The sequence below is a fragment of the Methylophaga sp. genome, assembly GCF_009711715.1.
Lineage (GTDB): Bacteria > Pseudomonadota > Gammaproteobacteria > Nitrosococcales > Methylophagaceae > Methylophaga.
Map to the genome: position 1 here is coordinate 181,856 of NZ_VENF01000001.1, position 25,382 is coordinate 207,237.

At 51.2% G+C, this 25,382-nt stretch carries 21 protein-coding genes; 17 read left to right on the forward strand and 4 right to left on the reverse strand.

The features are described from left to right. The first annotated feature begins 108 nt into the window (after window positions 1–108). The 10 genes from FH755_RS00865 to FH755_RS00910 all read left to right on the forward strand — a co-directional run bounded on the left by FH755_RS00865 (window position 109) and on the right by FH755_RS00910 (window position 13,128). Window positions 109–1,500 (forward strand): ammonium transporter, encoded by a 1,392-nt coding sequence (locus tag FH755_RS00865; protein ID WP_292437748.1) that lies wholly within the window; start codon window positions 109–111, stop codon window positions 1,498–1,500. 193 nt (window positions 1,501–1,693) lie between these two features. Next, a complete protein-coding gene (locus FH755_RS00870; protein ID WP_292437750.1) occupies window positions 1,694–2,869 on the forward strand; it encodes a PLP-dependent aspartate aminotransferase family protein in 1,176 nt (391 codons plus the stop codon). Window positions 2,870–2,986: 117 nt separating this feature from the next. Further along, a complete protein-coding gene (locus FH755_RS00875; protein ID WP_292437751.1) occupies window positions 2,987–5,110 on the forward strand; it encodes a molybdopterin oxidoreductase family protein in 2,124 nt (707 codons plus the stop codon). A 113-nt stretch (window positions 5,111–5,223) separates the two neighbouring features. After that, entirely contained in the window at window positions 5,224–5,745 is a 522-nt protein-coding gene (locus tag FH755_RS00880) for a DUF2380 domain-containing protein (protein WP_292437753.1), read from the forward strand. A 54-nt stretch (window positions 5,746–5,799) separates the two neighbouring features. Further along, window positions 5,800–6,333, forward strand: coding sequence for a gamma-glutamylcyclotransferase family protein (locus FH755_RS00885; protein ID WP_292437755.1), 534 nt, complete (start codon window positions 5,800–5,802; stop codon window positions 6,331–6,333). A 106-nt stretch (window positions 6,334–6,439) separates the two neighbouring features. After that, window positions 6,440–7,060 (forward strand): 2OG-Fe(II) oxygenase, encoded by a 621-nt coding sequence (locus FH755_RS00890; RefSeq protein ID WP_292437757.1) that lies wholly within the window; start codon window positions 6,440–6,442, stop codon window positions 7,058–7,060. Between the two features lie 208 nt (window positions 7,061–7,268). Beyond that, the gene (locus FH755_RS00895; protein ID WP_292437759.1) at window positions 7,269–9,422 is read left to right on the forward strand and encodes an HAD-IIB family hydrolase; all 2,154 of its coding nucleotides are present in this window, start codon (window positions 7,269–7,271) and stop codon (window positions 9,420–9,422) included. Further along, on the forward strand, window positions 9,419–10,276 hold the full coding sequence (locus FH755_RS00900; protein ID WP_292437761.1) for an HAD-IIB family hydrolase: 858 nt from the start codon (window positions 9,419–9,421) through the stop codon (window positions 10,274–10,276). Before FH755_RS00895 ends, FH755_RS00900 begins: the two co-directional genes overlap by 4 nt. Continuing rightward, the gene (locus FH755_RS00905) at window positions 10,273–11,148 is read left to right on the forward strand and encodes a carbohydrate kinase (protein WP_292437763.1); all 876 of its coding nucleotides are present in this window, start codon (window positions 10,273–10,275) and stop codon (window positions 11,146–11,148) included. The genes FH755_RS00900 and FH755_RS00905 overlap by 4 nt, the downstream gene beginning before the upstream one ends. A 24-nt stretch (window positions 11,149–11,172) precedes the next feature. Continuing rightward, on the forward strand, window positions 11,173–13,128 hold the full coding sequence (locus FH755_RS00910; RefSeq protein WP_292437765.1) for an amylosucrase: 1,956 nt from the start codon (window positions 11,173–11,175) through the stop codon (window positions 13,126–13,128). Here the strand turns inward: FH755_RS00910 and FH755_RS00915 are convergent. Then, the gene (locus tag FH755_RS00915; RefSeq protein WP_292437767.1) at window positions 13,114–13,530 is read right to left on the reverse strand and encodes a thiol-disulfide oxidoreductase DCC family protein; all 417 of its coding nucleotides are present in this window, start codon (window positions 13,528–13,530) and stop codon (window positions 13,114–13,116) included. The two genes, FH755_RS00910 and FH755_RS00915, sit on opposite strands and share 15 nt — an antisense overlap. Window positions 13,531–13,581: 51 nt before the next feature. On the opposite strand from FH755_RS00915, the gene FH755_RS00920 reads away from it, so the two are divergent. From FH755_RS00920 to FH755_RS00930, 3 genes are all read left to right on the forward strand, one after another. After that, the gene (locus FH755_RS00920) at window positions 13,582–14,907 is read left to right on the forward strand and encodes a DASH family cryptochrome (protein WP_292437769.1); all 1,326 of its coding nucleotides are present in this window, start codon (window positions 13,582–13,584) and stop codon (window positions 14,905–14,907) included. Next, complete coding sequence (locus tag FH755_RS00925) at window positions 14,826–16,370, forward strand: deoxyribodipyrimidine photo-lyase (protein WP_292437771.1); 1,545 nt, start codon at window positions 14,826–14,828, stop codon at window positions 16,368–16,370. Before FH755_RS00920 ends, FH755_RS00925 begins: the two co-directional genes overlap by 82 nt. Before the next feature lie 76 nt (window positions 16,371–16,446). After that, window positions 16,447–17,220 carry a TIGR01458 family HAD-type hydrolase gene (locus FH755_RS00930; RefSeq protein ID WP_292437773.1) on the forward strand — a complete coding sequence of 258 codons (774 nt, stop codon included), beginning with the start codon at window positions 16,447–16,449 and terminating at the stop codon, window positions 17,218–17,220. 1 nt (window position 17,221) lies between these two features. On the opposite strand, the gene rimO is transcribed toward FH755_RS00930, so the two are convergent. From rimO to amrB, 3 genes are all read right to left on the reverse strand, one after another. Beyond that, complete coding sequence (gene rimO, locus FH755_RS00935; protein WP_292437775.1) at window positions 17,222–18,532, reverse strand: 30S ribosomal protein S12 methylthiotransferase RimO; 1,311 nt, start codon at window positions 18,530–18,532, stop codon at window positions 17,222–17,224. 242 nt (window positions 18,533–18,774) lie between these two features. Further along, window positions 18,775–19,326, reverse strand: a complete 552-nt coding sequence (gene amrA / locus FH755_RS00940) for an AmmeMemoRadiSam system protein A (protein ID WP_292437777.1) — start codon at window positions 19,324–19,326, stop codon at window positions 18,775–18,777. 2 nt (window positions 19,327–19,328) lie between these two features. After that, window positions 19,329–20,117: an AmmeMemoRadiSam system protein B gene (gene amrB, locus FH755_RS00945; RefSeq protein ID WP_292437779.1), complete on the reverse strand. Its 789-nt coding sequence runs from the start codon at window positions 20,115–20,117 to the stop codon at window positions 19,329–19,331. 87 nt (window positions 20,118–20,204) lie between these two features. Between amrB and amrS the strand changes: the two genes are divergently transcribed. The 4 genes from amrS (at window position 20,205) to FH755_RS00965 (ending at window position 25,314) form a co-directional block, all read left to right on the forward strand. After that, window positions 20,205–21,305, forward strand: a complete 1,101-nt coding sequence (amrS, locus tag FH755_RS00950) for an AmmeMemoRadiSam system radical SAM enzyme (protein WP_292437780.1) — start codon at window positions 20,205–20,207, stop codon at window positions 21,303–21,305. Window positions 21,306–21,323: 18 nt separating this feature from the next. Further along, window positions 21,324–22,244, forward strand: coding sequence for a DUF2726 domain-containing protein (locus FH755_RS00955; protein WP_292437781.1), 921 nt, complete (start codon window positions 21,324–21,326; stop codon window positions 22,242–22,244). 126 nt (window positions 22,245–22,370) lie between these two features. Further along, window positions 22,371–22,679, forward strand: coding sequence for a helix-turn-helix domain-containing protein (locus FH755_RS00960; RefSeq protein ID WP_292437783.1), 309 nt, complete (start codon window positions 22,371–22,373; stop codon window positions 22,677–22,679). Window positions 22,680–22,758: 79 nt separating this feature from the next. Beyond that, complete coding sequence (locus FH755_RS00965; RefSeq protein ID WP_292437785.1) at window positions 22,759–25,314, forward strand: EAL domain-containing protein; 2,556 nt, start codon at window positions 22,759–22,761, stop codon at window positions 25,312–25,314. Window positions 25,315–25,382 lie beyond the last annotated feature (68 nt).

Sequence of the window (25,382 nt, forward strand, 5' to 3'; positions counted from 1 at the left end):
CTCCTTAAGTGTTAATTACTAGTGGTAATAGACACTTATCTGAGGCAGGGCATAGATTCGGGTTCAGCGGATGACTTCACATCCGTGATAACTATAAGGAATAGAGATATGGCATTTGATATAGCAACTCAATTTGCCGAGCAAGTTTCTCTTGGCTCGCTCGTGCAAAACCTTGTCTATGCCTCCGGTACTGTCGGGGCAATCTTCGTAGTGGTCGGTTTACTACTGATTGATGCTGGCGGTGTCAGGAGGCGAAGTGCATTCAATGCGACCATTGAGAAAATGATCGGCTTTTTTATAGGGTTTGCGACTTATTTTCTGATTGGCTTTGCGTTCTGGGCTGCACAATACTACGTCATGGTGGATTACACCTTAACAGATAGTATCAAGGACTGGTGGTTTGGCGGGGCGCTCTCCAATGAGATGGCGCAGAATGTTGATCCAGCGGTTTTCCCTGGTATTAACAACTTCCAGATATTCATTTTCTTCCTGGCTTGTTTTGCCGGTATCATCAACGTGTTACTGCATTTTGCGGTATCTGAAAGAATGAAGGCTTCAGCTTATTTCATCACCAGTTTTGTGGCGACAATTGTGTCATCAATTCTGAGCTGGTGGACCTGGGGTTCAGTGGGACCGCTGACCAATCTTGGTTTCCATGATTTCTTCGGGGTCGGCTTCGTGTATCTGTTCCCTGCAGGTATGGCGATGGTTTTTACCAGCAAGCTCTCTCCACGTCCGGGTATGTTCTCCGCTCATCCTAAAGTCACTGAATACAGAGAACCGAGTCTGGCGCTGGTCACTGTCGGTGTTTTCAGTGTTTTCGCCAGTCTGCCAATGGTTATCCTGTCCTGCCTGTTCTTCTTTGATCCTGAAGCGTTGGCAGTGAGTGTGACGATGGCTGACACGAGTGTGGGCCTGGCTTTCAATAACTTTGGTGCTGCATGGGCCGGTGGTGCGTTGATGGGTGCGGTGCTCGCCTACTGGAAACGTAAATATGCTTATCTGTTGCTGGGTCCGCTGGCGGGTTATGTATCAGGTGCATCGGGTTTTGATGTTTATGTACCATGGCAAATGTTCCTGGTTGCACTGGGTGCGCCGATTGTCTCGTATGTGATCTATGAAGCCCTGCAAAAACGTCATATTGATGACCACAAGTTGCTGCCATTGTTTGCCGGTGTCGGTTCTTACGGTTTGATCATGACGGGTTTATTGCACATCGGTGTTCCTCGTGGTGGCTATGTGGGCATTACAGAAGGTGCCTATGCATTCCAGCATGGTGAAATCGGTGTCATGATGCAGTTTGTCGGTATTGCCGTCAGTCTGGGTATGGGTATCATTACTGCCTGGATTCTGTCATTTATCTTTGAGCACACGATTGGTATGCGTGTTTCTGATGAAGATCAGGCAGAAGGTCTCGACAAAGTGAAATGGGGTATTGAACCTGATGTTGACCCTGTTGCTGAAAAATCCTCTGCGATAGCCAAGAAGGCTGCCGCCTGAGTGGTGACTGAATGATGCTGAAAAGCATTTAATTCAGCCAAAATAAAGAAAGAGAAATTCCGGCTTCGGCCGGAATTTCTCTTTTTTGTTTAATAGAATGTCAGACAGGCTGATTATCTGCCGATTGACTTGATTGGCAGGAGCTTCTAATTTGAATTGATAATTGGCTGGTATCAGCACAAAGGAGTGCGGTATGGCAGAGTATGACGAGTTCTCGACCCAGGCGATCCACAGTGGTCAGATTGATGAGCCTTTCGGCGCGGCGGTGTCACCATTGTATGACTCCACGACCTTCAGTTTTACCGACACCGAAGCTTTGCTGGAAGTGGTGGGCGGCCAGAAACAGGCGGCCTTTTACACGCGTTACGGGATGAACCCGAGCATTACTTCTCTGGAACAGAGACTGGCCGCGCTGGACAGGGCCGAATCATCTCTGGCCTATGGCTCAGGCATGGCGGCAATCAGTTCGATCAGCCTGGCTTTTGGCCGTGGTGGCATCGTCTGTGTGGGGGAAATCTATGGCGGCACCACGGTATTTTTACAGCAGCAGGCAAGTCTGCTGGGGATTAACAGCCGGTTTATTGCCAGTGGAGACGACAAAGCGCTTGAGTCAACGCTGGAACAGGGCGCATCACTGGTTTATATGGAAACGCCGGCCAATCCGACCCTGAAAGTCATTGATATTGAAAAGACAGCCATGCTCAGTCATCGGCATGGTGCCCGGCTGGTGGTGGATAACACCTTCGCAACCCCGATTAACCAGCAGCCTTTGTCCCTGGGGGCTGACCTGGCACTACAGAGTGCGACCAAATATCTGGGTGGCCACAGTGACCTGACTGCCGGGGTTGTGTCTGGAAGAGATCAGGACATTACCGAACTTAATCATTGGCGCAAAAGCCTGGGACAGGCGATTGCACCGGAAATCGCGCACAAACTCAAACGAAGCCTGGTTACGCTGCCATTGAGGGTGGAACGGCACAACAGCAATGCGCAGACACTGGCAGAATTTCTGCACCAGCATCCGGCCGTCGCGCAGGTTTATTACCCCGGACTGCCGTCTTCGCCGGATCACGACCTCGCTGCCCGCCAGATGCAGGGGTTTGGCGGTATGCTCAGCTTTGATATCAAAGACAGCGGTTCGGCTGCCCGGCAATTTGTCGACAAACTCAGTCTGATGAAGCTGGCACCCAGCCTGGGTGGAGCGGAAACACTGATCACACAGCCGGTGACCAGTTCTCATTATGGCTTGCCGCAGCAGTTACTTGATGAGGCCGGCATCAGTGAGCGGATGATTCGACTGTCCGTGGGGCTTGAGGCAGTGCAGGACCTGATCCGCGACCTGGAACAGGCACTGGCGGTAATAGCGTAAATCCTGTGTGTTGCTGGGCAAATTTCCCGTCTGAATATGGTGTATAGTCCTGATTAGGATCTAAATACGTAAAACATAACAAAAATAATAAAAATCAGATGATTAGAGGAGAGAGAAATGGCCAGTGTTTTAAAAACCACGCACCATGGCGCTTGTCCGCATGACTGTCCCGACACGTGTTCCATGGTATTTGAAGTTGAAAACGGCAAACTGCTGTCCGTCAAAGGCAATGCCGAGCACCCGATGACCCGGGGCGGTCTCTGCGTCAAGCTGAAAGACTACGAAAAGCGGCACTATCATCCGGATCGGCTGCTCTATCCGATGCGACGAACCGGTCCCAAAGGCAGCGGTCAGTTTGAGCGCATCAGCTGGGACGAGGCGCTTGACGAAATTACCACCCGCTGGAAAGCGATTATCGATGAATATGGCCCGCAGGCGATTATTCCCTACAGCTATCTCGGCCATCAGGGGCTGGTGCATGGCCTCAACGGTGGCGACGCGTTCTTTAATAAGATGGGGGCCACGGTTTGCGAGCGGACTTTCTGTGGAGAGGGCTCCTGCACCGCCTGGCTGCTGACGGTCGGGCCGACTGCCGGGCTTGATCCGGAAAGTTACATTCACTCCAAGTTTATTGTGATCTGGGGCTGTAACTCGGTCAGCACCAACCTGCATCACTGGCATATCGTCAAAGAAGCCCAGAAGCGTGGTGCCAAGGTTATCGTCATCGATCCGTACCGCTCGCGGACCGCCAAGGAAGCCGACTGGCATATTGCCCCCAAACCGGGCACTGATGGTGCGCTGGCAATGGCGATGATGCATGTCATCATCGAGGAAGGGCTGCAGGATCAGGATTACGTCGATAATTACACCGTGGGTTTTGCTGAACTGGCAGAGCGGGCCAAAACCCGCACGCCGGAATGGGCCGAGAAAATTACCGGGATCCCGGCTGAGGAAATACGGGTTTTTTCGCGCGAGTATGCGACTACGCAACCCTCCGCCATCCGTCTCGGTGTCGCACTGGAGCGTAATTTCGGTGGTGGCCAGGCGATCCGTGCTGTGACCTGCCTGCCGGCACTAACCGGTGCCTGGCGCCATGTCGGCGGCGGGGCGACTCAGTTCCCGGTGTGGGAGCATCCTTATAAATTCGATGTGATCAGCCGGCCTGACCTGATTCCGGAAGGTACCCGGGTGATTAATGCGATTCAAATCGGTCGTGCGCTTAATGGCGAAATGAACCTGGATGTACCGATCAAATCGATGATGTGCTGGAATGCCAACCCGGTCACTCAGGCCGCTGAAACCGACAAGATTGTTGAAGGTCTGATGCGTGAGGATTTATTCATGGTGTCGGCTGAACATTTCCTGTCTGATACCGCTTCCTATGCAGATATCGTCTTGCCAGCAGCGATGGGTGCTGAAATGGAAGATATGATTCTGTCCTGGGGCCACTTGTATCTGACCTACAATGAGAAATGCGCTGAAGCGCCCGGTGAAGCGCTGCCTAATAATGAAATATTCCGTCGCCTGGCGGCAAAAATGGGCTATGAAGAAGAGAATTTCAAATGGTCTGATTCTGAATGCCTGGAAAATTATGTTGACTGGGATGCGCCGGCCTGTGAGGGAATCGATCTGGCCTATCTGCGCAAACATGGCTTTGCCCGCCTGAATGTCGGGACCCGTGATAACAGGGCGCCTCACAAGGAAGGCAATTTTCCGACACCTTCCGGCAAATGCGAGTTTATGGTTGAAGGCGCAACCAATTTTGTGGCACCGCCGTTCCGGCAAATGTATGAAGGTTTCCAGCCGGGCGAGCCTATCGACAGCCTGCCCGATTATGTGCCTTCACGGGAAACGGCTGAATCCAATCCGACCCTGGCCAGCGAATTTCCACTCAATATTATCTCGCCCAAGAGCCATGGTTTTCTGAACTCCTGTTACGCCAATATTGAGGACAAGATCAAAGGTCAGGGTGAACAGTTTGTGATGATCAATGCGGCGGATGCGGATATGCGCAATATCCAGAGCGGTGACAAGGTCCGTGTTTTCAATCAGCGCGGCGCCTTCGAAGGTGTGGCGCAAATTACTGATGATGTCAGTCCGGGTATTGTGGTCGCCACGCTGGGCTACTGGCGTCAGCTCAATAAAGGCACAGTCAACTGCGTCAGCTCGGCTGAGTTTGTCGATATGGGCCATGCACCCACCTTCACGGACAACCTGGTGCAGGTTAGCCTCGCCAGCTGATTAAAACTGATTCGAGGACCCTTTTCTGACCTGCGCCGGTTGACCCGGGGCAGGTCAGTTTCGTTATAGTGGTCTGGCTAAATTGATTAATACGATGATTTAATAGGAGAAATATGAAGTTATTCTCGAAACTGCTTGTTTCACTCAGTCTTTTGGTTTCAGCGAGTGTGCTGGCCGACAGCAAAGTCGCCGTGCTCGATATGGAGCTGCTGAATCTGACAATGGAATTGAGTGATCCGCAGAAAAACGCAGACATCGCGGCCAACGATGCGCGTAACGTGGCGCTGACAGAGAGCCTGGTGCGTGAGGGCTTTGAAAAACGGGACCAGTATGAGCTGGTCAGTATTAACGACAAGGCGCATAAAAAAGCCGATAAAGGCGTCGGTTTTCTGTTTGACCGGCCCGGCGAGGCCGCGGGTCTGGGCGAGAAATTCGGTGCCGACTATGTCGTCGTCGGACGCTACCATAAACCCACTTACCTGTTTTCCTACATCATGCTTCGCGTTGTTGACGTTGAGTCCGGCGAACTGTTGCAGGAATTCAAAACTGAAGTGAAAGGGCGGCCACAGGAAACGATTCCGAGAAATATCGAGAATGTGATGATTGAAATAGATGAGATGCTGTCTTCACTTTAAGCCGACGTTGTTGCCACTGCCTAATAACAGGCTGGCTGTCTTGCCATTGCCACAATGAGTGAAGCTGGTCAGAAAGGGCAAACGGCCCAGCGCGGGAAGGTGCTCTATTTTGCCTATGGCTCCAATATGTCCAGCCGTCGACTGCAGGCCAGGGTGCCATCGGCAGAGGTGTATGCCAGGGCAGTGCTTCAGGGGCATCAACTTCGTTTTCACAAACACAGCCTGGTGGATGACTCCGCCAAATGTGATGCGTATCAGACTGGTAACCCGGATGATCTGACCCGGGGCGTCTTATTTCTGTTTGATGCTGAGGAGCAGGCCGAGCTCGATATGTGTGAAGGCGAGGGCTACAAAGTCGTGCAAGTTGAGGTCGAGACCGAAGATGGCCAGCGGCTGGAGGCCCTGACTTATCTTGCTGTCCTGCTCGAACCCGGGCTCAGCCCCTATCCCTGGTACAAGCGACATGTGCTTGAAGGCGCCCGGGAGCATATGCTGCCCGCCGAGTATATTGCCTGGATTGAATCCGTTGTCACTCAGGAAGATCGCAACCGGGAACGTTGCGAGCGCGAACTGGCTATCTATCGCTGAGGCATACAAAAGTGGGCAGGACGGCATGATCGCTGCGAATAAATTGCTTTCTGCCTATAGTGGCGCATGGTAACCTTACAGCTTATCAGGACATTGTGACATTTTTATGCAAAACGTATTCAAACTGGATGCACTCTCGAGTGCGTTGTTGAAAACCGACCCCTATCCCTATTTCACGGTCGACAGCGCGATCGATTCAGATAAGGTCGACGATATCATCAAAGCTTTTCCTTCTATCAATGACGGTGGTAGTTACAACATCGACGATGTTGAGATGCATCCGACGTTCAAGTCCCTGATTGATTCCATCGACACCCCTGAATTTCGTCGCATTATCTGTGACAAGTTTGATGTCCAGGTCATGGAACTGCCCATGATGATTACCTTGCGTGGTTATTCCCGGAAAAAAGACGGCCGTATCCATACTGACTCCAAAACCAAGGTGGCGACGATTCTGATTTACCTGAATCAGGAATGGCCGGCAGAAACCGGTAGATTGCGGGTGCTGCGCAGTGAGCATGATATGGAAGACTATGTCGAGGAAATTGCCCCCGGACCAGGCAGTCTGCTGGCTTTTAAGGTCACCGATAATTGCTGGCATGGTTATCCCAGTTTTGAAGGCAAACGCCAGTCGATTCAGATCAATTTCCTGACCAGTCAGGCTGCCGGTAATAAGCATCGCTTCTTTCACCGGCTGAGTGCCAGGCTGAAATCTCTATTCAAATAAGCCTGCCAGCGACGGCAGCTTATTCGCGGAACACTGGCTGTTCCCACCTGTCCTAATCGCATGCCGACTGACCTGCCGGCATGCTGGTTTTGTGACTTCACTGTCATCAGGCTCACCTGCAGGGATGCTATAGTAGACTCAGGATCAACGTTCTACGCATCGCATTCCTGCTGTGGCGTACGACAACATTTTCGGAGAATCAATCTACATGAGCGACCAACCGGGACCGATCTATATTGCCCTTATCAGTGTTCACGGGCTTATCCGCGGACGAAATCTGGAACTGGGACGAGATGCGGATACCGGAGGCCAGACCTTATATGTACTGGAGCTGGCACAGGCATTGTCAGAACGGCCTGATGTCGCCCAGGTGGATTTGATCACCCGCCGCATTGAAGATGAGCACGTCTCCCCGGATTATGCCGAGGCGCTTGAAATAATCAATGACAAGTTTCGCATAGTCAGAATTGATGCCGGTCCCGATGAATACATCTATAAAGAACATCTCTGGGATCATCTGGATGTGTTTGCGGACAATCTCGCTGATTTTTTCCGTGACCAGGATCAGTTTCCCGATCTGATTCACAGCCATTATGCGGATGCCGGCCTGGTCGGTTCCCATGTGGCCAATTTACTCGGTATTCCCCTGGTCCATACCGGCCATTCACTGGGTCGGGTTAAACGCCGGCGTTTGCTGGCCAGCGGACTGAGCGCCGATCAGATTGAAGCCCGCTATAACATGTCGCGTCGGGTTGAGGCCGAAGAAATCACACTGGCCACGGCAGAACGGGTTATCACCAGCACGCATCAGGAAATTGAAGAACAGTACGAAATCTACGATCATTACCAGCCTGAACAGATGCGGGTCATTCCGCCGGGTACCAACATCAAGCAGTTTAAACCACCAGTCGGTGGTGAACTGGAAGATGAATTATTCGGCTATCTTACTACTCACCTCAAAGAGCCTGACAAACCGATTATTCTGGCATTATCACGACCGGATAAACGTAAGAATATCGGTGTGCTGATTGAAGCCTATGGTGAATCCGAAGAGCTTCAGCAACTGGCCAATATCGTCATCATAGCCGGCAACCGTGACGATATTGATGATCTGGAACAGGGCGCACAGGAGGTATTTCACGATTTGCTGGTCACCATTGACCGTTATGATTTATACGGCAAGGTGGCATTGCCCAAACACCACAGACGCGAACAGGTGCCCTTGATTTACCGGATTGCGGCGGCATCCGGCGGGGTGTTTGTCAACCCGGCTTTAACTGAACCTTTTGGCTTAACGCTGATAGAAGCTGCTGCCTCGGGTCTGCCGATTGTGGCGACGGAAGATGGCGGGCCCAGAGATATTATCGGTAACTGTCATAACGGCATCCTGATTGATCCGCTGGAAGCCGCGACTGTCACAGAGGCCTTGCTGAACCTGCTCTCGGACACTGCCACCTGGAACCTGTTTTCACGACAGGGCCTGGAAGGCGTGGCCAAGCACTACTCATGGCAGGCCCATGCTGAGCGCTATATGCAACTGGTCAGACCGATTGCTGATCGTGCTGATTTCCTGCATCGAAAACCGCTGGAGCGAACCAGCCAGATGTATGCGGAGAGAGCCCTGGTCAGTGACCTCGATCTGAATCTTATCGGTGATGACGATTCATTGCAGGAACTGCTCAGCCTGCTGAGAGTGAACCGCAAAAACACCAAATTTGCCATCGCCACCGGTCGTCGGCTCGATGTGGCATTGCGGCTGATGAAGAAACACCAGATCCCGGAACCCGACATACTGATCACCAGTTCCGGTACCGAAATCTATTACGCGCCCAAGTTGACACCGGATAAAGGCTGGGCAGAGCATATCGACTATCACTGGACACCGCACAAAATCCGGCCCTTACTGGATGACTATCCCGGGCTGGAAAAACAGCCCAAATCGGAACAGAGCCGGTTCAAGCTGAGTTACTACATTGACCCGGAAGAGGCAGACATTGAAGCTATCAAACGTTTGCTTCATCAGGAAGAACAATCCGTGCATGCCCAGCTCGCCTTTGGTCAGTATCTGGATATTTTGCCGATTCGCGCTTCCAAGGGCATGGCGCTGCGTTATGTCGCCGACCGCTGGCAGATTCCGCTGGAGCATATTCTGGTGGTGGGCGGTTCCGGCGCCGATGAAGATATGATGCGTGGCAATACGTTGGCGGCTGTGGTGGCCAACCGGCACCATGAAGAATTATCACAGCTGGTGGATACTGACCGGATCTATTTTGCTACCGAATCTCATGCGGCCGGTATTCTGGAAGCACTGGCCCATTACCAGTTTTTTGATCTCGTCAAAAGCAAGAAAGCACTGTCATGAAAGAACCCAAACTGCTGCTTTGTACCGACATGGATCGGACGATTATCCCCAACGGGTTTCAGCCGGAACCGCCTGAGGCCCGACGTGAGTTTAACCGCTTTTGCGGCAGGCCTGATGTCAAGCTGGTCTATGTGACCGGTCGTCATGTTTCGCTGGTCAAACGGGCCATCAAAAACTATGCCTTACCCGAGCCTGACTTTGCCATCACTGATGTCGGCACCAAGATCTACCAGATAGGCAAGGGCAGCTGGCAGCAAATGGCAGACTGGGAAGCGGAAATCGATCAGGACTGGCATGGTAAAACCCACGCACAGCTCAAAACCATTCTGAAACCTATCAGTGAACTGCGTTTGCAGGAGAGCAGTAAGCAGAACACCCATAAACTGAGTTACTACCTGCCGCTGTATCTTGATAAGGACAGTATTATTGCCCGCATCGAAGCATTTCTGAGTGAAGCAGGCGTGGAGGCCAGCATTCTCTGGAGCGTGGATGAGCCAAAAAACATCGGACTGCTCGATGTGCTGCCCCAAAATGCCACCAAATTGCATGCGATCAATTTTTTACAAAATAAGCTTGGCTACGATCTCAAGGAAGTGATCTTCGCTGGTGACAGTGGCAATGATTTGCCCGTACTGACCAGTCAGATACAGTCGGTACTGGTGGCCAATGCCAGTGATGAGATTAAAAAAGCGGCCCAGCAATTATCCCAGCATAACGGTCATCCTGACGCGCTGTATCTTGCCAGCAATGATCCACACCAGCACAACGGCAATTATTCGGCCGGTGTTCTGCAGGGTGTATTTCATTATTCCCCTTATTTCGCAGAGACAAGCAACACAGAGAAACTGTCATGACGCATTCAAAATCGCTAACGATCTTCGGAGAAGTTCTGTTTGACTGTTTTCCCGATGGTGAAAACAAGCTGGGCGGTGCACCTTTTAATGTTGCCTGGCATTTGCAGGCAATGGGCGACAACCCGGTCTTTATCAGTCGCATCGGCAATGATGATCTGGGACAGCGAATCCAGCAGGCGGTGAAGGACTGGGGCCTGTCTGCAGCCACACTGCAACTTGACAGGGCGCATCCGACCGGACGGGTCAATGTCAGTTTCAATAACGGTGAACCGGCCTATGACATCGCCAGCGACAGTGCCTGGGACTATATTGATTACCCGGCGATCAACGATTTACCAAGCTCCGGCCTGTTCTATCACGGCTCTTTGGCTGCGCGCAGTGATATCAGCCACCAGACGCTGCAGAAACTCAGCGAAAACCCGGACTACGATATTTTTGTCGATGTGAACCTGCGTAGTCCCTGGTGGCAGAAAGATGATGTCTATCACTGGCTTGAACAGGCACGCTGGGTCAAACTCAATCAGAATGAACTGGCTGAGCTTGGTTTTCGCAGTGCCGATCTGCATCAGGATATGACGCGAATGCATACGCATTTTCATCTGGATCAACTGATAGTGACTTGTGGCGAGAAAGGTGCCATCGTCAGAGATACTGAGGGTGAGTTCCATCTGGTCAAACCGACTTCGAATGAGCAGGTGGTGGATGCTGTTGGTGCCGGCGATGCCTTTACTGCCATGTATATTCACGGTCTGTTGCATGACTGGGATATCAATACCATGCTGCATGAGGCCCAGGCATTTGCATCCAAAGTCGTAGGACTACGCGGTGCCATCTCGGATGATTTGAAATTCTACAGCTATATCAATAACTAAAAGAGAAAAGTTAAACTTAATTATATGTATGAACAACAGGCTCATAAACTGCTGAATGATATCCTCAACGAAATAGAAGCGGGGATATCCAAGCAGGATTTACGCTACTTCTATACGCGGCTGGGGGCGAACTTTTATGCAATTCACTCCCTGTTCGAAAGGCTGTATGGGGACCGTGATGACTTTCAGGAGCAGGCACAGAGTCTGGTTGAAACCATGGCCTGGCAGTATATCCGCCGTCCGGAAGATTTACGCCAGCGTGATATAGAACGCGAAGCTGATCATAACTGGTTCCTGAGCCAGAAATGGGTCGGCATGGCTTTATACAGCCATGGCTTCGCAAATGATCTGAAAGGTATGGAAAGTCACCTGAATTACTTTCAGGAACTGGGCGTTAACATGGTTCACATAATGCCGATCATGCAATGCCCGCAAGGCAGTAGTGACGGGGGCTACGCGGTCAGCGATTTCCGTCAGATTGATGATCGGGCCGGCACCCTGGAGGATCTGCTGCATTTGTCACGCGCCATGCACCAACGCGATATGTTGCTGACCATGGATGTGGTGCTTAACCATACTTCCAATGAGCATGTCTGGGCGCAGAAAGCGCGGCAGGGCGACAAAACCTATCAGGATTATTACTACACCTTCGAAAACCGCAATGTACCGGATATGTTCGAACAGAGCATGCCCGAAGTGTTTCCGGAGACCTCCCCCGGTAACTTCACCTGGGATGAGGATATGGGCCGTTGGGTGATGACGGTATTCAATAACTACCAGTGGGATTTGAATTACTCCAACCCGGCAGTTTTCATCGAAATGCTCGATGTCATTCTGTTCTGGGCCAATCAGGGCGCCGATATTCTGCGACTCGATGCCGTGGCCTTTTTGTGGAAGAAAATCGGCAGTACCTGTCAGAATGAACGTGAAGCGCATCTGATTCTACAACTGCTCAAGGACTGCTGCCAGGTCACGGCACCAGGGGTGTTATACATCGCCGAGGCGATTGTGGCACCGGTCGAAGTGACCAAGTATTTCGGCGAAGATGCGGTTATCGCCAAGGAATGCGAAATTGCCTATAACGCCACCTTTATGGCACTGATGTGGGACGCTGTAGCGACCAAGAATGCCAAGCTGCTTAACCAGGGCATTAAAAGCCTGCCGGTCAAACTGGAGCGGGCCACCTGGCTCAACTACATCCGTTGCCATGATGATATTGGTCTCGGCTTTGATGATCGGGATATTGAACTGGTCGGTTATGAACCGGCAGGTCATCGTAAGTTCCTGATCGATTATTTTATGGGCCGTTATGACAACTCCCATGCCCGCGGGTTACCGTTTGGCCAGAATGAAAAGACCGGTGATGCCCGTATTTCCGGATCCCTGGCTTCACTGGTGGGGCTGGAATATGCGCTGGAAAACGGTGATCTGGAAGCCGAAGACAATGCCATTAAAATCATACTGCTTCTGCACAGCCTGATTATGTCATTTGGCGGTATTCCACTGCTGTATTACGGTGATGAACTGGGCACGATCAATGATGTGTCCTTCCTGTCTGATCCCCATAAAAAAGGTGATTCGCGCTGGGTACATCGTCCAGTGATTGACTGGGAAAAAGCAGAGTTGCGCAATCAGCCGGGGCATTATCAGTACGAAATCTTCAGCGCACTGAAACGCATGATTGCCGTTCGTAAAGAAATTGATGCCTTTGCTGATTTCAATAACCGTGACCTGATTGATGTCGGTAATGAGCATTTGTTTGTGTTCGAACGTTACAACATCACCCGTCAACACGATAAAGTGCTGGTTATCGCCAATTTCAACGATAGGCCGCAGCATCTGAACCTGGATGATTTAATCGGCTGGGGCGACCCGCAGTATGGTCAGCTGTATGACGTCTACAGCGGCCGGCAACCGGATATTTTCAAAAACGCACTGGTGATACCGGCATTCAGCTTTTACTGGTTACAGGAGAGCTGATGAGTCATCGTCAGTCACGCAGCGTTCACAATGCCGCTGACCGGTGATTAACCATGCGAGAGTCTGCCGGTGGCGGGCAAAAAAGCGATAAGCGAGATCGGCCAAGGGGCGTATCAGTGGCCAGCGCAATACAGCAAGCCAGCGATGACGATTGACCAGTTGCCATGCTTTGACTGTGACATCCAGACCAGTCAGCCATTTGCCTTCAGCGTTGAGTCCATGCAGGATTTTTACGGCTTTGGCCTGGTCAACTTGCGGGAAGCGCTGAGTGAAGTCGCTGGCATGAATATCTTCAAGCTGTAAGCGGCCGCGATGATTATAGCGCTTCAAAAGACGGATTTCTTTCACGCAAAGTGGACAGCGGCCATCATAAAATACAACTAAGTCAGCTTGTTCGGGCATGGTCTGATTCCATTTGACTATGTCTCACTCTTACACGGTGGATGTCAAAAAATGATCAAAACAGGGCTTGTCTGGTTTAACAACGATTTACGGGTGCATGACAATCCGGCACTGCTGGAGGCCAGTCTCAACTGTGAGCGGTTAATCTGTCTGTTCTGCATTGATAGCCAGTGGGACAAAGCCACGGGCCTCAATGCCAAGCCACTTGGCGAAAACAGACGTCAGTTTCTCAATCAGTCCCTGCTTGATTTATCGGCTCAGTTAGCCAAGCGCGGCCAGTCGCTGATTATTGTCAGTGGCAATCCGGTCGAGATTATTTCTGATTTTATCACCCGCTTTGATATCGGCGCTGTCTATCGCAGTCAGCATGTTGGCGTGTTTGAAAACCGTCAATGGCAGCATCTCAAGGCGGATTATCCCAGACTGCGTTTTGAGTCTGTGCCTTCACATACCTTGTTTCGTCCGGAACAGTTACCGTTTCCGCTCGAAGCCCTGCCGACCACTTTCAGCCAGTTTCGAAGGCTGGTCGAGGAAATTGATATTGACCCACCACTGGCTATGCCAAAGACCCTGCCGCCGGCAGTGGAAAGCCTGGCTGCAGAAACTGAGACCGTGTTGGTCAAACCCAGCACAACGGCTGTGTTTGAAGGCGGAGAGAGTGCTGCACTGGCGCATCTGGAAGATTATTTTTCGGGCACAGCGCCGGCTCATTACAAACAAACACGCAACGAACTGGACGGCTGGCATAACTCGACCAAGTTTTCACCCTGGCTCGCCAATGGCAGTCTGTCGGTCAGACGCCTGCTGCAAAGACTGAAACGCTATGAAAAGCAGCAGACGGCGAATGAGTCTACCTACTGGATTTATTTCGAACTGCTGTGGCGCGAATACTTTCAATGGCTTGCCCTGAAGCTGCGGCATAAACTGTTCAGCGCCGGTGGCGTCGCGAACAGAAAAATTCATTGCTGTTTTTACCCGGAGCGCTATCAGAAATGGTGTCACGGTAACACGCCATATCCGCTGGTCAACGCTTTGATGAAGCAACTGAACGAGACCGGTTATATGAGTAACCGAGGCCGTCAGATTGTGGCCAGCTGTTTTGTCAATGAACTGCAACTGGACTGGCGCTTCGGTGCGGCTTATTTCGAACAGCAACTGATTGATTATGATGTCGCAGCGAACTGGGGTAACTGGCAGTACATTGCCGGCGTCGGTATGGATCCACGCGGTGGTCGCCATTTCAATATCGAGAAGCAAACCAGACAATACGATCCCGCCGGGGACTTTATCCGTAAATGGCATGGCGAGGTAACAAGTCCCCAGCTGGACTCGGTCGATGCGGCAGACTGGCCGATTTTGCCGCCCAGGCAGCGCTAATGCCCCGACCGGATATCAATGTCGTCTGGTTCAAGCGTGATCTACGCCTGCGCGACCATGCACCGCTCAAAGCCGCCTGTGATTCAGAGCTACCGGCTTTATTGCTCTATGTCATTGAGCCGATGCTTGTCGAAGACCCGCATTACAGCCTGCGGCACTGGCGCTTTATCTGGCAGTCACTGGCTGACATGCAGGCGCAGCTGCAAAGTCAGCAGCAATTGATGATTGTGAGATCTGAGATGCCAGATTTACTGGCAAGGATCAGTGAACAATTTACTATCCGTAATCTGTTCAGCCATCAGGAAATCGGTCTTGCCAATACTTTCGAGCGTGACCGGGCAGTGGCCCAATGGTGCCAACAGCACCAGGTCGATTGGTCTGAATATCCCTGTGGTGCTGTTGAACGAGCCAAGCCCAACAGGGATGACTGGGATAGACACTGGCAAAAGATAATGCGTGCTGAAAAACAGCAACCGAGGCTGGAAAGGCTGCAGACAATCCCATTACCGGAGGACGCTGCCTTTAAGCCGCCAGAATCATGGCTACAGGTGGATACTAACTTTCAGCAGGGCGGAAGTCGGTCAGCCTGGCAGACACTGGAAAGTTTTTATCAGGGCAGGGGACAGAATTATTATCGCCGTTTATCGAGCCCCTCTGCCAGCCGCGAGGCCTGCAGCCGGATGTCTGCTTATCTGGCCTGGGGCAATATCAGCCTGAGAGAAATGTATCAGCACCTGCTTAGTCACTGGCAGGATCGGGGCTGGCGTCGTAGTCTGGCAGCCCTGTCTTCCCGATTACACTGGCACTGTCACTTTATGCAGAAGTTTGAAAGTGAATGCGAGATGGAATTCAGACCGGTCAACCGGGGCTATCAATCGTTTCCTTATCGGAATGATGTGGCGGTTGAACAGGAGCTGGCAGCCTGGCAGCAGGGCAAGACTGGTTTCCCACTGGTCGATGCCTGCATGCGCTGCCTGCATCAGACCGGCTATATCAACTTCCGGATGCGGGCCATGCTGGTCAGTTTTCTCTGCCACCACCTGCTGATTGACTGGCGCCGAGGTGCTACTCATCTGGCGCAGCTCTTCCTCGACTTCGAGCCAGGCATTCATTACCCGCAGTTCCAGATGCAGGCCGGCGTTACCGGTACCAATACAATTCGAATTTATAATCCGATTAAACAGAGCCAGGAGCAGGATCCGGACGGCATTTTCATTCGCACGTGGTGTCAGGAACTGGCCGGGTTGCCGGATGACTTGTTACATGAACCATGGCTAATGACGCCAATGGAGCAGCAGATGTATCAATTAACGCTGGGCACTGATTATCCTGAGCCGGTTATTGATCATCAGGCGCATGCCAGACGTGCCCGCGATTTGCTCTGGTCCTGGCGCAAACATGCTGATGTACAGCAGGAAAACCAGCGTATCCTGAAACGGCATGTGCGGCCGCCATCACCTTGAAACTCTGCTGATTTGAGTCTTAGTGGTCGCAGGTGCATACTAAAACCATCGCTTTCACAAAAGGGAGGTCTTTGTGATGCTCAAGGCGATTTTGTTTGATATCAGTGGCGTGCTGCACGTAGATAAACGTCCCATCCCCGGCGCTGTTGAGACGGTAGCCAAACTGCAGCAAAACGGCGTTCCGATGCGTTTTGTCACCAACACTTCACGTTCTACCAGTCAGGATATTTTCAACAGTCTCCGGCAAATGGGCTTTGAAGTAAGGCAGGAAGATATCTTTACTGCACCGGTTGCTGTCAAAACGGTATGCCAGCAGCGCGGCCTGCGGCCATATTTGCTTATTCACCCCGATCTGGAAGCTGAATTTAGCGATATTAATCAGCAGGACCCGAATGCGGTGGTATTGGCAGATGCTGCTAATCGCTTTGATTATGCCCATCTGAATAAAGCCTTTGCATTGTTGATAAGCGGTGCGCCCTTATTAGGTATCGGTCGTAACCGTTATTTCAAAAGCGGTGGTCAGTTACAACTGGATGCCGGCCCATTTATCGACGCTCTGGAATATGCTGCTGATACGAAAGCTGAAATTCTGGGTAAACCGGCTGCCGGTTTTTTCCATGCCGCCGTTTCATCACTGGGCTGCAAACCTGAAGAAGTGTTGATGATAGGGGATGACGTGGAGGCGGATGTCATCGGAGCAAGAGAAGCCGGGCTGGAAGCCTGCCTGGTGCGTACCGGAAAATACCTGCCCGGCGATGAAAATAAAGCCGGGCTGGCGGCGGTGGCCGACTCTGTGGTCGAGGCAGTCCGGGATGTGTTTTACCGTCACCGCGAAGCGGCGGAGACCTGACTCAAATCAGTCTGGCCCACAGGTCGTGTTCATCCGCTTCTTCGAATTCGACCTCAACAATATCACCCACTTTAAGGTGAGTAGCGTCGTCGATAAAGACCTGACCATCGATTTCGGGGGCATCGGCTTCGCTGCGTCCCACCGCACCTTCTTCCACCACTTCATCAATAATAACGCGACCCCGGCGCCCGACTTTCTGCTGCAAACGGTCGGCGCTGATTTGTGCCTGATGCGCCATAAACCTTGCTAAACGCGCCTGCTTGATAGCTTCAGGGATCGCATCGGGCAGATCATTGGCTGCAGCGCCATCTACCGGCGAATAGGTGAAACAGCCGACCCGATCCAGTTGCGCTTCAGTCAGAAAGTCCAGCAGTTCCTGGAATTCTTCCTCTGTTTCACCCGGGAAGCCGACAATAAAGGTGCTGCGGATAGTCAAATCCGGGCAGATCGAACGCCATGCCCGGATGCGGTCGAGATTATTCTGACTCGATGCCGGACGTTTCATCAATTTGAGAATGCGCGGACTGGCATGCTGAAACGGAATATCCAGATAAGGCAGGATTTTGCCTTCAGCCATCAGCGGTATGACATCATCAACGTGGGGGTAGGGGTAGACATAATGGAGTCTGACCCAGATACCCATCTCGCCCAGTGCTTCCACCAGCTCAAAAAAGCGCGTTGCGCGTTCGCGACCATTCCATTCAGCAGGCTGATATTTCAGATCCACACCGTAGGCACTGGTGTCCTGGGAAATAACCAGTAGCTCTTTGACGCCGGCATCGGCCAGCCGCTTGGCTTCATGCATCACATGATGAATCGGCCGACTCACGAGGTCACCGCGCATGGAGGGAATAATGCAAAATGTGCAGCGGTGATTACAGCCTTCGGAGATTTTCAGGTAAGCATAATGACGCGGGGTCAGTTTAATGCCTTCAGCTGGAACCAGACTGACAAAAGGATCATGTTGCGGCGGTAGATGCTTATGTACAGCATTAACCACATCCTCCAGTGCGTGGGCTCCGGTAATTTCCAGAACCTGGGGGTGTCGCTCCCGGATCTCATTATCCCGACTGCCCAGGCAGCCGGTCACAATGACTTTGCCGTTCTGGGCTACCGCTTCACCGATGCTTTGCAGCGATTCTTCAACCGCAGCGTCGATAAAACCACAGGTGTTGACGATAACCAGATCAGCATCGTCGTAGCTGGGGGAAATGTCATACCCTTCCGAGCGTAGTTTGGTGATAATGCGTTCACTGTCGACCAGGGCTTTGGGGCAACCGAGACTGACAAATCCGACTTGAGGGGCTTTCATATACAGTACCGAATCCGGGGTGGCTGATTAAAAGCCAATATTTTATTCGATTTAACGCTGAAAATCGCCAGCTTTACAGTACAAAAAACACACATTATTGGCAGGTTTCACCGAGTCCTTGGCAGTGGATGTTGTTCCGGGATTGTCATCGGTCGCCGCCGCATTGAAGCAAAACAAAGCCAGCGTTTTACGACTTAAAAGCGTTCAAAGGCTGGGGACCGTCTGTATACCTGCTTACACCTCTAAAAGTTCTCTGTGTGGTAACGGTAACAGCGGATAGAGTCTGACCAGTAGTCGACGGGCAGACCGGCTTTACGTTTCAGCGCGGCAACAAACTGTTCCGGACTGTGCAGTGAATCCCACACGGCAGGCAGGAAAGTGGCGCGGTGGTGATCATCTTCCAGTATCAGGCCATCTTCACCGGCTTTGAGCTGATTCAGCAGAGACTGCTCAGACTGGCATGAAATTGACTCAGGTTTACTGAGTACGGAAATATGCACATCCAGTTCTTCGAGCATAGTCTCTGTTACCGGATCAAACCGCCTATCGCGGAAGGCAGCTGAATAAGCATTGCTGGCAACATCCTCAGCCAGTGGGCGGTAAGCTTCCAGAGTGCCGATACAGCCGTGCAGTGCGCCGGCAAAGTACAGGGTCACAAAGCTGGCACCCTCAGCCGTGACACTCGGCGGCAGACTGTTCAAATCCAATGGCATCACAGCCTGGTGTCTAAGCCCGTATTTAATGGCATCACGGGCGATTTTACGCAGCAGAAAACGATCGGATCGGGAAATCATGGCTACTGGAACAAGTAGGCGCCATAGCCTACGACACTATCTCGCTTACCTGCGGTATCACCAGAGTTTCTTAAATCCAGGATTTGTCCCTGCATATTATGTTCGCGGGCATAGAGCAACAGGCCATTAATGCCGACACTGCCACAGGCGTGGTAACCATCGATGACATGGTTATCCATGCTGATAATAGCCTGGGATGTCTCTGCATCAATCTCGCAGGCACTGTCGTAATCAAGGTAATGACTTAAATCCGAGCTGATGACAATCAGAGTTTCCGGCCCATCCCAAAGCATATCGAGTACTTCGGCAACCAACTTGGGACTGGCGTGACCGGCTACAATCGGCACAATTTTGAAGTCTTCAAGCAAGTACTGAAGGAAGGGCAGTTGAACTTCCAGGCTATGCTCTTTGGCATGGGCTTGTTCCAGTACATGGACACCCTCGATTTTCATGATCTGGCTTTCGGCATGACGATCAACCGGTATCAGGCCCATGGGGGTTTCGAACCAGTCAACCGAGGAAACAGCCAGTCCTTCAAAAGGTACCCGGTGCGATGGACCGATAAGAACCACCCTTTTGATGATGTCTCTGCGAGCTTCCAGATGTTTGTAGGCGCTGGCTGCGACAAGGCCGGAATAAACATAACCAGCGTGAGGAACAATCAGTGCCTTTGGTGTCATATCTGCCCGAAGGGTACTGGCTTGCAGATTCCGGGCAATCATATTGTTGAGTTTCTCGGCATCAGCCGGATAAAACAGACCAGCAACAGCACTAGGGCGAACGATTTCCATGGCAACGCTCCGCTTATCGGCGTACTATGAATAAGTATCATCTTATCAATAATTTATTGCAATATCTCCCGCTACCGGAGGTGTGGTATGAGTCCCGAAAACAGCCAAACCGACGCTTTTGTCGAGGCGGTTCCCACCAAGTACTGGCACCTGCTGGATGATGGCCGGGTGCAGTGCGATTTATGCCCGCGATTTTGCAAACTGCACGAAGGCCAGCGCGGACTGTGCTTTGTCCGCGCCAATTATCAGGGAAAGATGGTACTGACAACCTGGGGACGCTCCAGTGGCTTTGTGATCGACCCGATTGAAAAAAAACCGCTTAATCACTTTCTGCCGGGTACGCCAGTGCTTTCGTTCGGCACCGCCGGTTGCAATCTTGCCTGCAAATTCTGTCAGAACTGGGATATCAGTAAGTCCAGGGAAATGGATACGCTGATGGATCTGGCTACCCCTGAAAAACTGGCTTATAAGGCGAAAGAACTAGGCTGCCGTAGTATTGCCTTTACCTACAATGATCCGGTGATTTTCCATGAATATGCGATTGATGTGGCGCAGGCCTGCCATGAGCACGATATTAAAACCGTGGCGGTCACAGCAGGTTATGTGTGTCCGGAACCAAGAACGGAGTTCTATCGTTATATGGATGCAGCCAATGTCGACTTGAAGGCTTTCAGCGAGCGTTTTTACAAGAAGATAACCGGCTCACATCTGCAACCGGTATTGGAAACCCTGACATACCTGAAACATGAAACTGATGTCTGGTTTGAGCTGACTACCTTACTGATTCCCGGAGAGAATGATTCGGAGCAGGAAGTGACTGAAATGTGTCAGTGGGTAGTTGAACATCTGGGGCCGGATGTGCCGATGCATTTCAGCGTGTTTCATCCAGACTGGAAAATGATGGATAAGCCCTCGACACCGCCGAAAACTGTGCGCAGGGCCAGAGATATCGCTATCGAACAGGGTGTACGTTATGCCTATGTCGGCAATATGCACGACATGCAGGCTGACAGCACCTGGTGTCATCAATGTGGCAGTTTGTTAATCGGCCGGGACTGGTACCGGTTATCAGCCTGGCAACTGGATGAGGCAGGCTGCTGTCTTAATTGCGGCACGCCCTGTGCCGGTGTGTTTGAATCCATGCCCGGTCATTGGGGGCCTCAACGTGTTCTTGTAGATATGGCCTAGCTTGAGAGGTGAGTAACGATGTTGATGCTTGGTTGGTCACTCATTACGGTATTGGTTTTGCTGTGGGTGGCGTTTCGGATTTATAGAAAATATAAATCGCCCAAACTCAAAGTCAGCCCCAGAAAAATGCTGATGGATAAGCTGGTGCGCGATTTTAAATCGCAGTTAGAGCGCGCGGTTGGCGAAGATTATGATGTCTACCCGCATGTCCGGCTTGCCGATCTGCTGGTAATAGCGCCTGACAAGGATAAAAAAGCCCAGCAAATAAAGTCACGGATTGAAGCAACGTCAACCGATCTCGTCCTGACTGAAAAAGCGACCGGGAAAATCGCTTGCGTACTGATTCTGATTCATCAGGACAAACTGGGTAGCAGACAGCAGTTCATCCGCCAGATATGTCAGCAAGGCAAGTTGCCATTTCAGATATTTGATGTCAATAATGCTTTCAGCGACAAACAGATTCGTGAGGCTATCACCCGGTTACTGGAACCGGTGATAACACTGGACGAGAGTCCCAACCATGATATCAAGGTCTACCTTGACCCGGGAGAAGCTGCTCACCAAAGGCAAGAAGCTGAATCGGAGTCGCTGAAGCAGTATGAGAAAAAACCAATGCCCGAGCCAAATCCGGGTGAACAGCAGAACGCTCACAAAGACGAACCAGAGCGGAAGAGGCGATATCAGCAAGTGACAGAAGCTGAACACAGATTGGCAGGACAAGGTCATAAAAAACAGGAGCCAGAGCCAAAGCTGCGTGAGCAATCTCACATAGAGCAAGAAGCCAAGCCGGAGCCGAAAGTGCAGTACCAGCAAACGACAGAAGCTGAGCACAGATTGGCAGGACGAGGCCATAAAAAGCAGGAGGCAGAGCTAAAGCCACGTGAGCGAGCTCACAAACAGCAAAAAGCCGAGCCGGAGTTTGATTTATCTGTCGACTGACAAGGATCCATTAAAATCATGACTAATACTCAAGCCAGGGTAAAAAAACTTCTTAAACCGAGCGAGGTCACTGCCTGCAAGCAACTGGCCGGCTCTGAACTCAATAACAACAAGCGAGCTGCCGCTTTGCTCGCCATTCATCAGGGCAAGACCCACGCACAGGCGGCAGAGACCAGCGGTCTTAGCCTTGGACAGATTAAATATATCGTGACCCGGTTTCGAAAATTGGGTATGAATGCACTGGATGCAGTCAGGGAACGTCCTGAAAATTCAGTAGATACAGCCGTCGAAGTGCCGCTGACCAAAAGCAAAAAAGCCAAGGCTGATAAAAAAGACAAGAAAGCTAAAAAAGATAAGCCTAAAAATAAAGATAAAAAGACAAAGAAAGATAAAAAAGACAAGAAAAAGAACAAAAAAAAGAATAAAAACAAATAATAAGCGTTGGAATTCATACGCTGCGCTTTATCATAACGCAGCTGGTTAAGGATGCCAGGGAGCATCTCAGGGGACGATTGTGAAACCACGCCTTTGGGTCGTTTTCATCAGATCTGTGTTTGCCATTGCTACATTGGCAATGACCACCACCAATCATGCTGAACCGGTTCCGCTGCGAGTAGGTGTTTATAACAATCCGCCCAAACTGATGCTCAACGAACAGCAGGAGCTCAGTGGCATCATGGGGGATTTATTACAGCAAATCGCCAGTCGTGAAAACTGGCGAATCGAGCCCGTCCCCTGCACCTGGAGTGCCTGCCTCCTTATGCTGGAAAACGGCGAACTGGATTTGTTGCCCGATGTGGCGAAAACCGGATCCCGCGAACAGCGCTATCAGTTTCACAGTGAACCGGCATTGATGAGCTGGTCACAGGTCTATACCGCGGACGATGTCAGGCTGGCTAACCTGCTGGAACTGGATGGAAAAACAGTGGCTGTGCTGGAGGGCTCGGTGCAGGAAGACTACCTGCAGAACCTCGCCAGTAATTTTTCTCTTGATGTGAACTGGTTGCCCACCAAAAACCTTGATGCGGCCTTTGATGCTGTTGTTGGCGGGAAAGCCGATGCGGTGGTATCAAGTCATTATTACGGCAATAATAAAATGCAGGCGCTGTCGCTCAACACCACGCCGATTCTGTTTCAACCAGTGCGACTTTTTTACGCCGTTTCCCCTCAGCGAGAAGGTGCCATACTCGAAGTGATCGATGCCTATCTGACTCGCTGGAAACTTATGCCCAGTTCAGTGTATTACCAGGTCTTGGAAAAATGGACGCTGCCAGCAAACAAAACTATCCCCTTGATCATCTGGTGGCTGGTGGCTGCACTGGTCATCATCGTGATGCTGATCGCCGGCTTCAATCAGGTCTTACGCAGACAGGTGAGTCTTAAGACCCGTGACCTGTTCGAGAGCGAGAACCGGCTCAATACAATTCTTAACAGTCTGGATGCGATTGTTTATATCAAAGACCGGCAACATCGTTATCGTTATATCAATCAAAAGATCACTGCTTTGACCGGCCTCAAACCCGAGGCTTTGCTGGGTGAAACCGATGAGAAAATTTTTAACAGGGAAACCTGTCAGCATCTCAGACACAATGATTCGAAAGTGCTTGAGTATGGTGAGCGGCTGGTTGAAGAAGAGGAAGTCAGTGACCTGGAAGCGGGCGGTAAACGCCACTTTTTGTCAGTAAAGATCCCGCTGCGCGATGCCCGCAATAAAATTTATGCGCTGTGCGGCATATCAACCGATATCACCAATAATAAAAAAATGTATGAGCGCCTGCAGGCATTGGAGTTTTCTGATCCTCTGACTGGCCTTCCAAACCGGTTTGAGCTGTTCAGACGTATCGACAAGGTGCTGAAGGAAGACGCCGCAGCGAACGGTGCGGTAATGATGATTGATGTAGATGACTTTAAAATCATCAATGAATCGCGTGGTCATGGTCATGGGGATGAATTGCTGACCCAAATTGCCCAGCGTCTGCTGTCCTTCGATGCGGACAATATCAGTGTGTCCAGAATCAGTTCCGATGAATTTGCCTGTCTGGTTCAGATACCGGCAGAAAAAGACGCGAAACGGCTGACTACCACCATGGCCACTGAAATGAGACAACTTTTGTCGGTGCCTTATCAACTCAGCAATGGACATTACAATGCCACGGTCTGTATCGGCATCGCCTTATTCAGTGATGCCGGTGGTCAGACCGAACGCCTGGTCAGACTCGCAGATCTGGCACTTAATGAAGCCAAGCATCGCGGTCGAAACAGTCAGTGTTTCTTTTATCCGCAGATGCAGGAAGCGATTAACCGTCGCAGCGTGCTGGAAGTCGCATTGCGAGATGCTATCGAGAACCGGCTAATGTCGCTGTATCTGCAACCTCAGGTTAATAAAAACGAAACGATTATCGGCATGGAAGCCTTGCTACGCTGGCATGACAGGGCGATGGGGCCGATTTCACCCACAGAGTTTATCCCGATTGCCGAAGACAGTGGCTTGATCATACCGCTCGGCCAATGGGTTATCGAAATGGCCTGCGAGGTGCTGTCACAGTGGCGGGGCGATTCAGAAAAAGCGGACTGGACGCTGGCCGTCAATATCAGCCCGCGTCAGTTCCGGCACAGCGGCTTTGTTGAACACGTCGAACAGATCATCAGACAAAAGGACATTGATGCCGACAGGCTTAAGTTTGAAATCACTGAAAATCTGCTCATAGATAATCTTGAGCAGGTGGCGGAACGTATGAACAGCCTGCAGTCACTCGGTATTCGCTTCTCGCTGGATGATTTCGGTACCGGCTATGCGTCATTGAGCTATCTCAAGCTGTTACCAATTCATCAGCTCAAGATTGACCAGTCTTTTGTCCGGGAACTGACCCATAACCTGGATGATGAAGCAATTATCAAAACCATTCTTGCACTGGGAGATAGCCTGGAACTGGCAGTGATTGCCGAAGGCGTGGAAACTCAGGAACAGGCCGCAAGACTGAAACAGTTGGGTTGTAACCAGTTTCAGGGGTTTCTGTATGGGCAGCCTGCACCGGCTGATGATTATTTCGAGCAACGTCATTGTGGTTGATCCAGATCATTGAGTCGCGATTTTGCTTAACTCTCCGCTGTTATTGCCGATAACCTCTGCGAGCAGAC

Coding starts and splice junctions, on each gene's coding strand:
- FH755_RS00895 (WP_292437759.1), top strand. CDS start 7,269: ATGAGCGACCAACCGGGACCGATCTATATTGCCCTTATCAGTGTTCAC.
- FH755_RS00920 (WP_292437769.1), top strand. CDS start 13,582: ATGATCAAAACAGGGCTTGTCTGGTTTAACAACGATTTACGGGTGCAT.
- FH755_RS00865 (WP_292437748.1), top strand. CDS start 109: ATGGCATTTGATATAGCAACTCAATTTGCCGAGCAAGTTTCTCTTGGC.
- FH755_RS00885 (WP_292437755.1), top strand. CDS start 5,800: ATGAGTGAAGCTGGTCAGAAAGGGCAAACGGCCCAGCGCGGGAAGGTG.
- FH755_RS00915 (WP_292437767.1), bottom strand. CDS start 13,530: ATGCCCGAACAAGCTGACTTAGTTGTATTTTATGATGGCCGCTGTCCA.
- FH755_RS00955 (WP_292437781.1), top strand. CDS start 21,324: ATGTTGATGCTTGGTTGGTCACTCATTACGGTATTGGTTTTGCTGTGG.
- FH755_RS00875 (WP_292437751.1), top strand. CDS start 2,987: ATGGCCAGTGTTTTAAAAACCACGCACCATGGCGCTTGTCCGCATGAC.
- amrS (WP_292437780.1), top strand. CDS start 20,205: ATGAGTCCCGAAAACAGCCAAACCGACGCTTTTGTCGAGGCGGTTCCC.
- FH755_RS00925 (WP_292437771.1), top strand. CDS start 14,826: ATGGCATGGCGAGGTAACAAGTCCCCAGCTGGACTCGGTCGATGCGGC.
- FH755_RS00870 (WP_292437750.1), top strand. CDS start 1,694: ATGGCAGAGTATGACGAGTTCTCGACCCAGGCGATCCACAGTGGTCAG.
- amrA (WP_292437777.1), bottom strand. CDS start 19,326: ATGATTTCCCGATCCGATCGTTTTCTGCTGCGTAAAATCGCCCGTGAT.
- FH755_RS00900 (WP_292437761.1), top strand. CDS start 9,419: ATGAAAGAACCCAAACTGCTGCTTTGTACCGACATGGATCGGACGATT.
- FH755_RS00930 (WP_292437773.1), top strand. CDS start 16,447: ATGCTCAAGGCGATTTTGTTTGATATCAGTGGCGTGCTGCACGTAGAT.
- FH755_RS00880 (WP_292437753.1), top strand. CDS start 5,224: ATGAAGTTATTCTCGAAACTGCTTGTTTCACTCAGTCTTTTGGTTTCA.
- FH755_RS00910 (WP_292437765.1), top strand. CDS start 11,173: ATGTATGAACAACAGGCTCATAAACTGCTGAATGATATCCTCAACGAA.
- rimO (WP_292437775.1), bottom strand. CDS start 18,532: ATGAAAGCCCCTCAAGTCGGATTTGTCAGTCTCGGTTGCCCCAAAGCC.
- FH755_RS00905 (WP_292437763.1), top strand. CDS start 10,273: ATGACGCATTCAAAATCGCTAACGATCTTCGGAGAAGTTCTGTTTGAC.
- amrB (WP_292437779.1), bottom strand. CDS start 20,117: ATGGAAATCGTTCGCCCTAGTGCTGTTGCTGGTCTGTTTTATCCGGCT.
- FH755_RS00890 (WP_292437757.1), top strand. CDS start 6,440: ATGCAAAACGTATTCAAACTGGATGCACTCTCGAGTGCGTTGTTGAAA.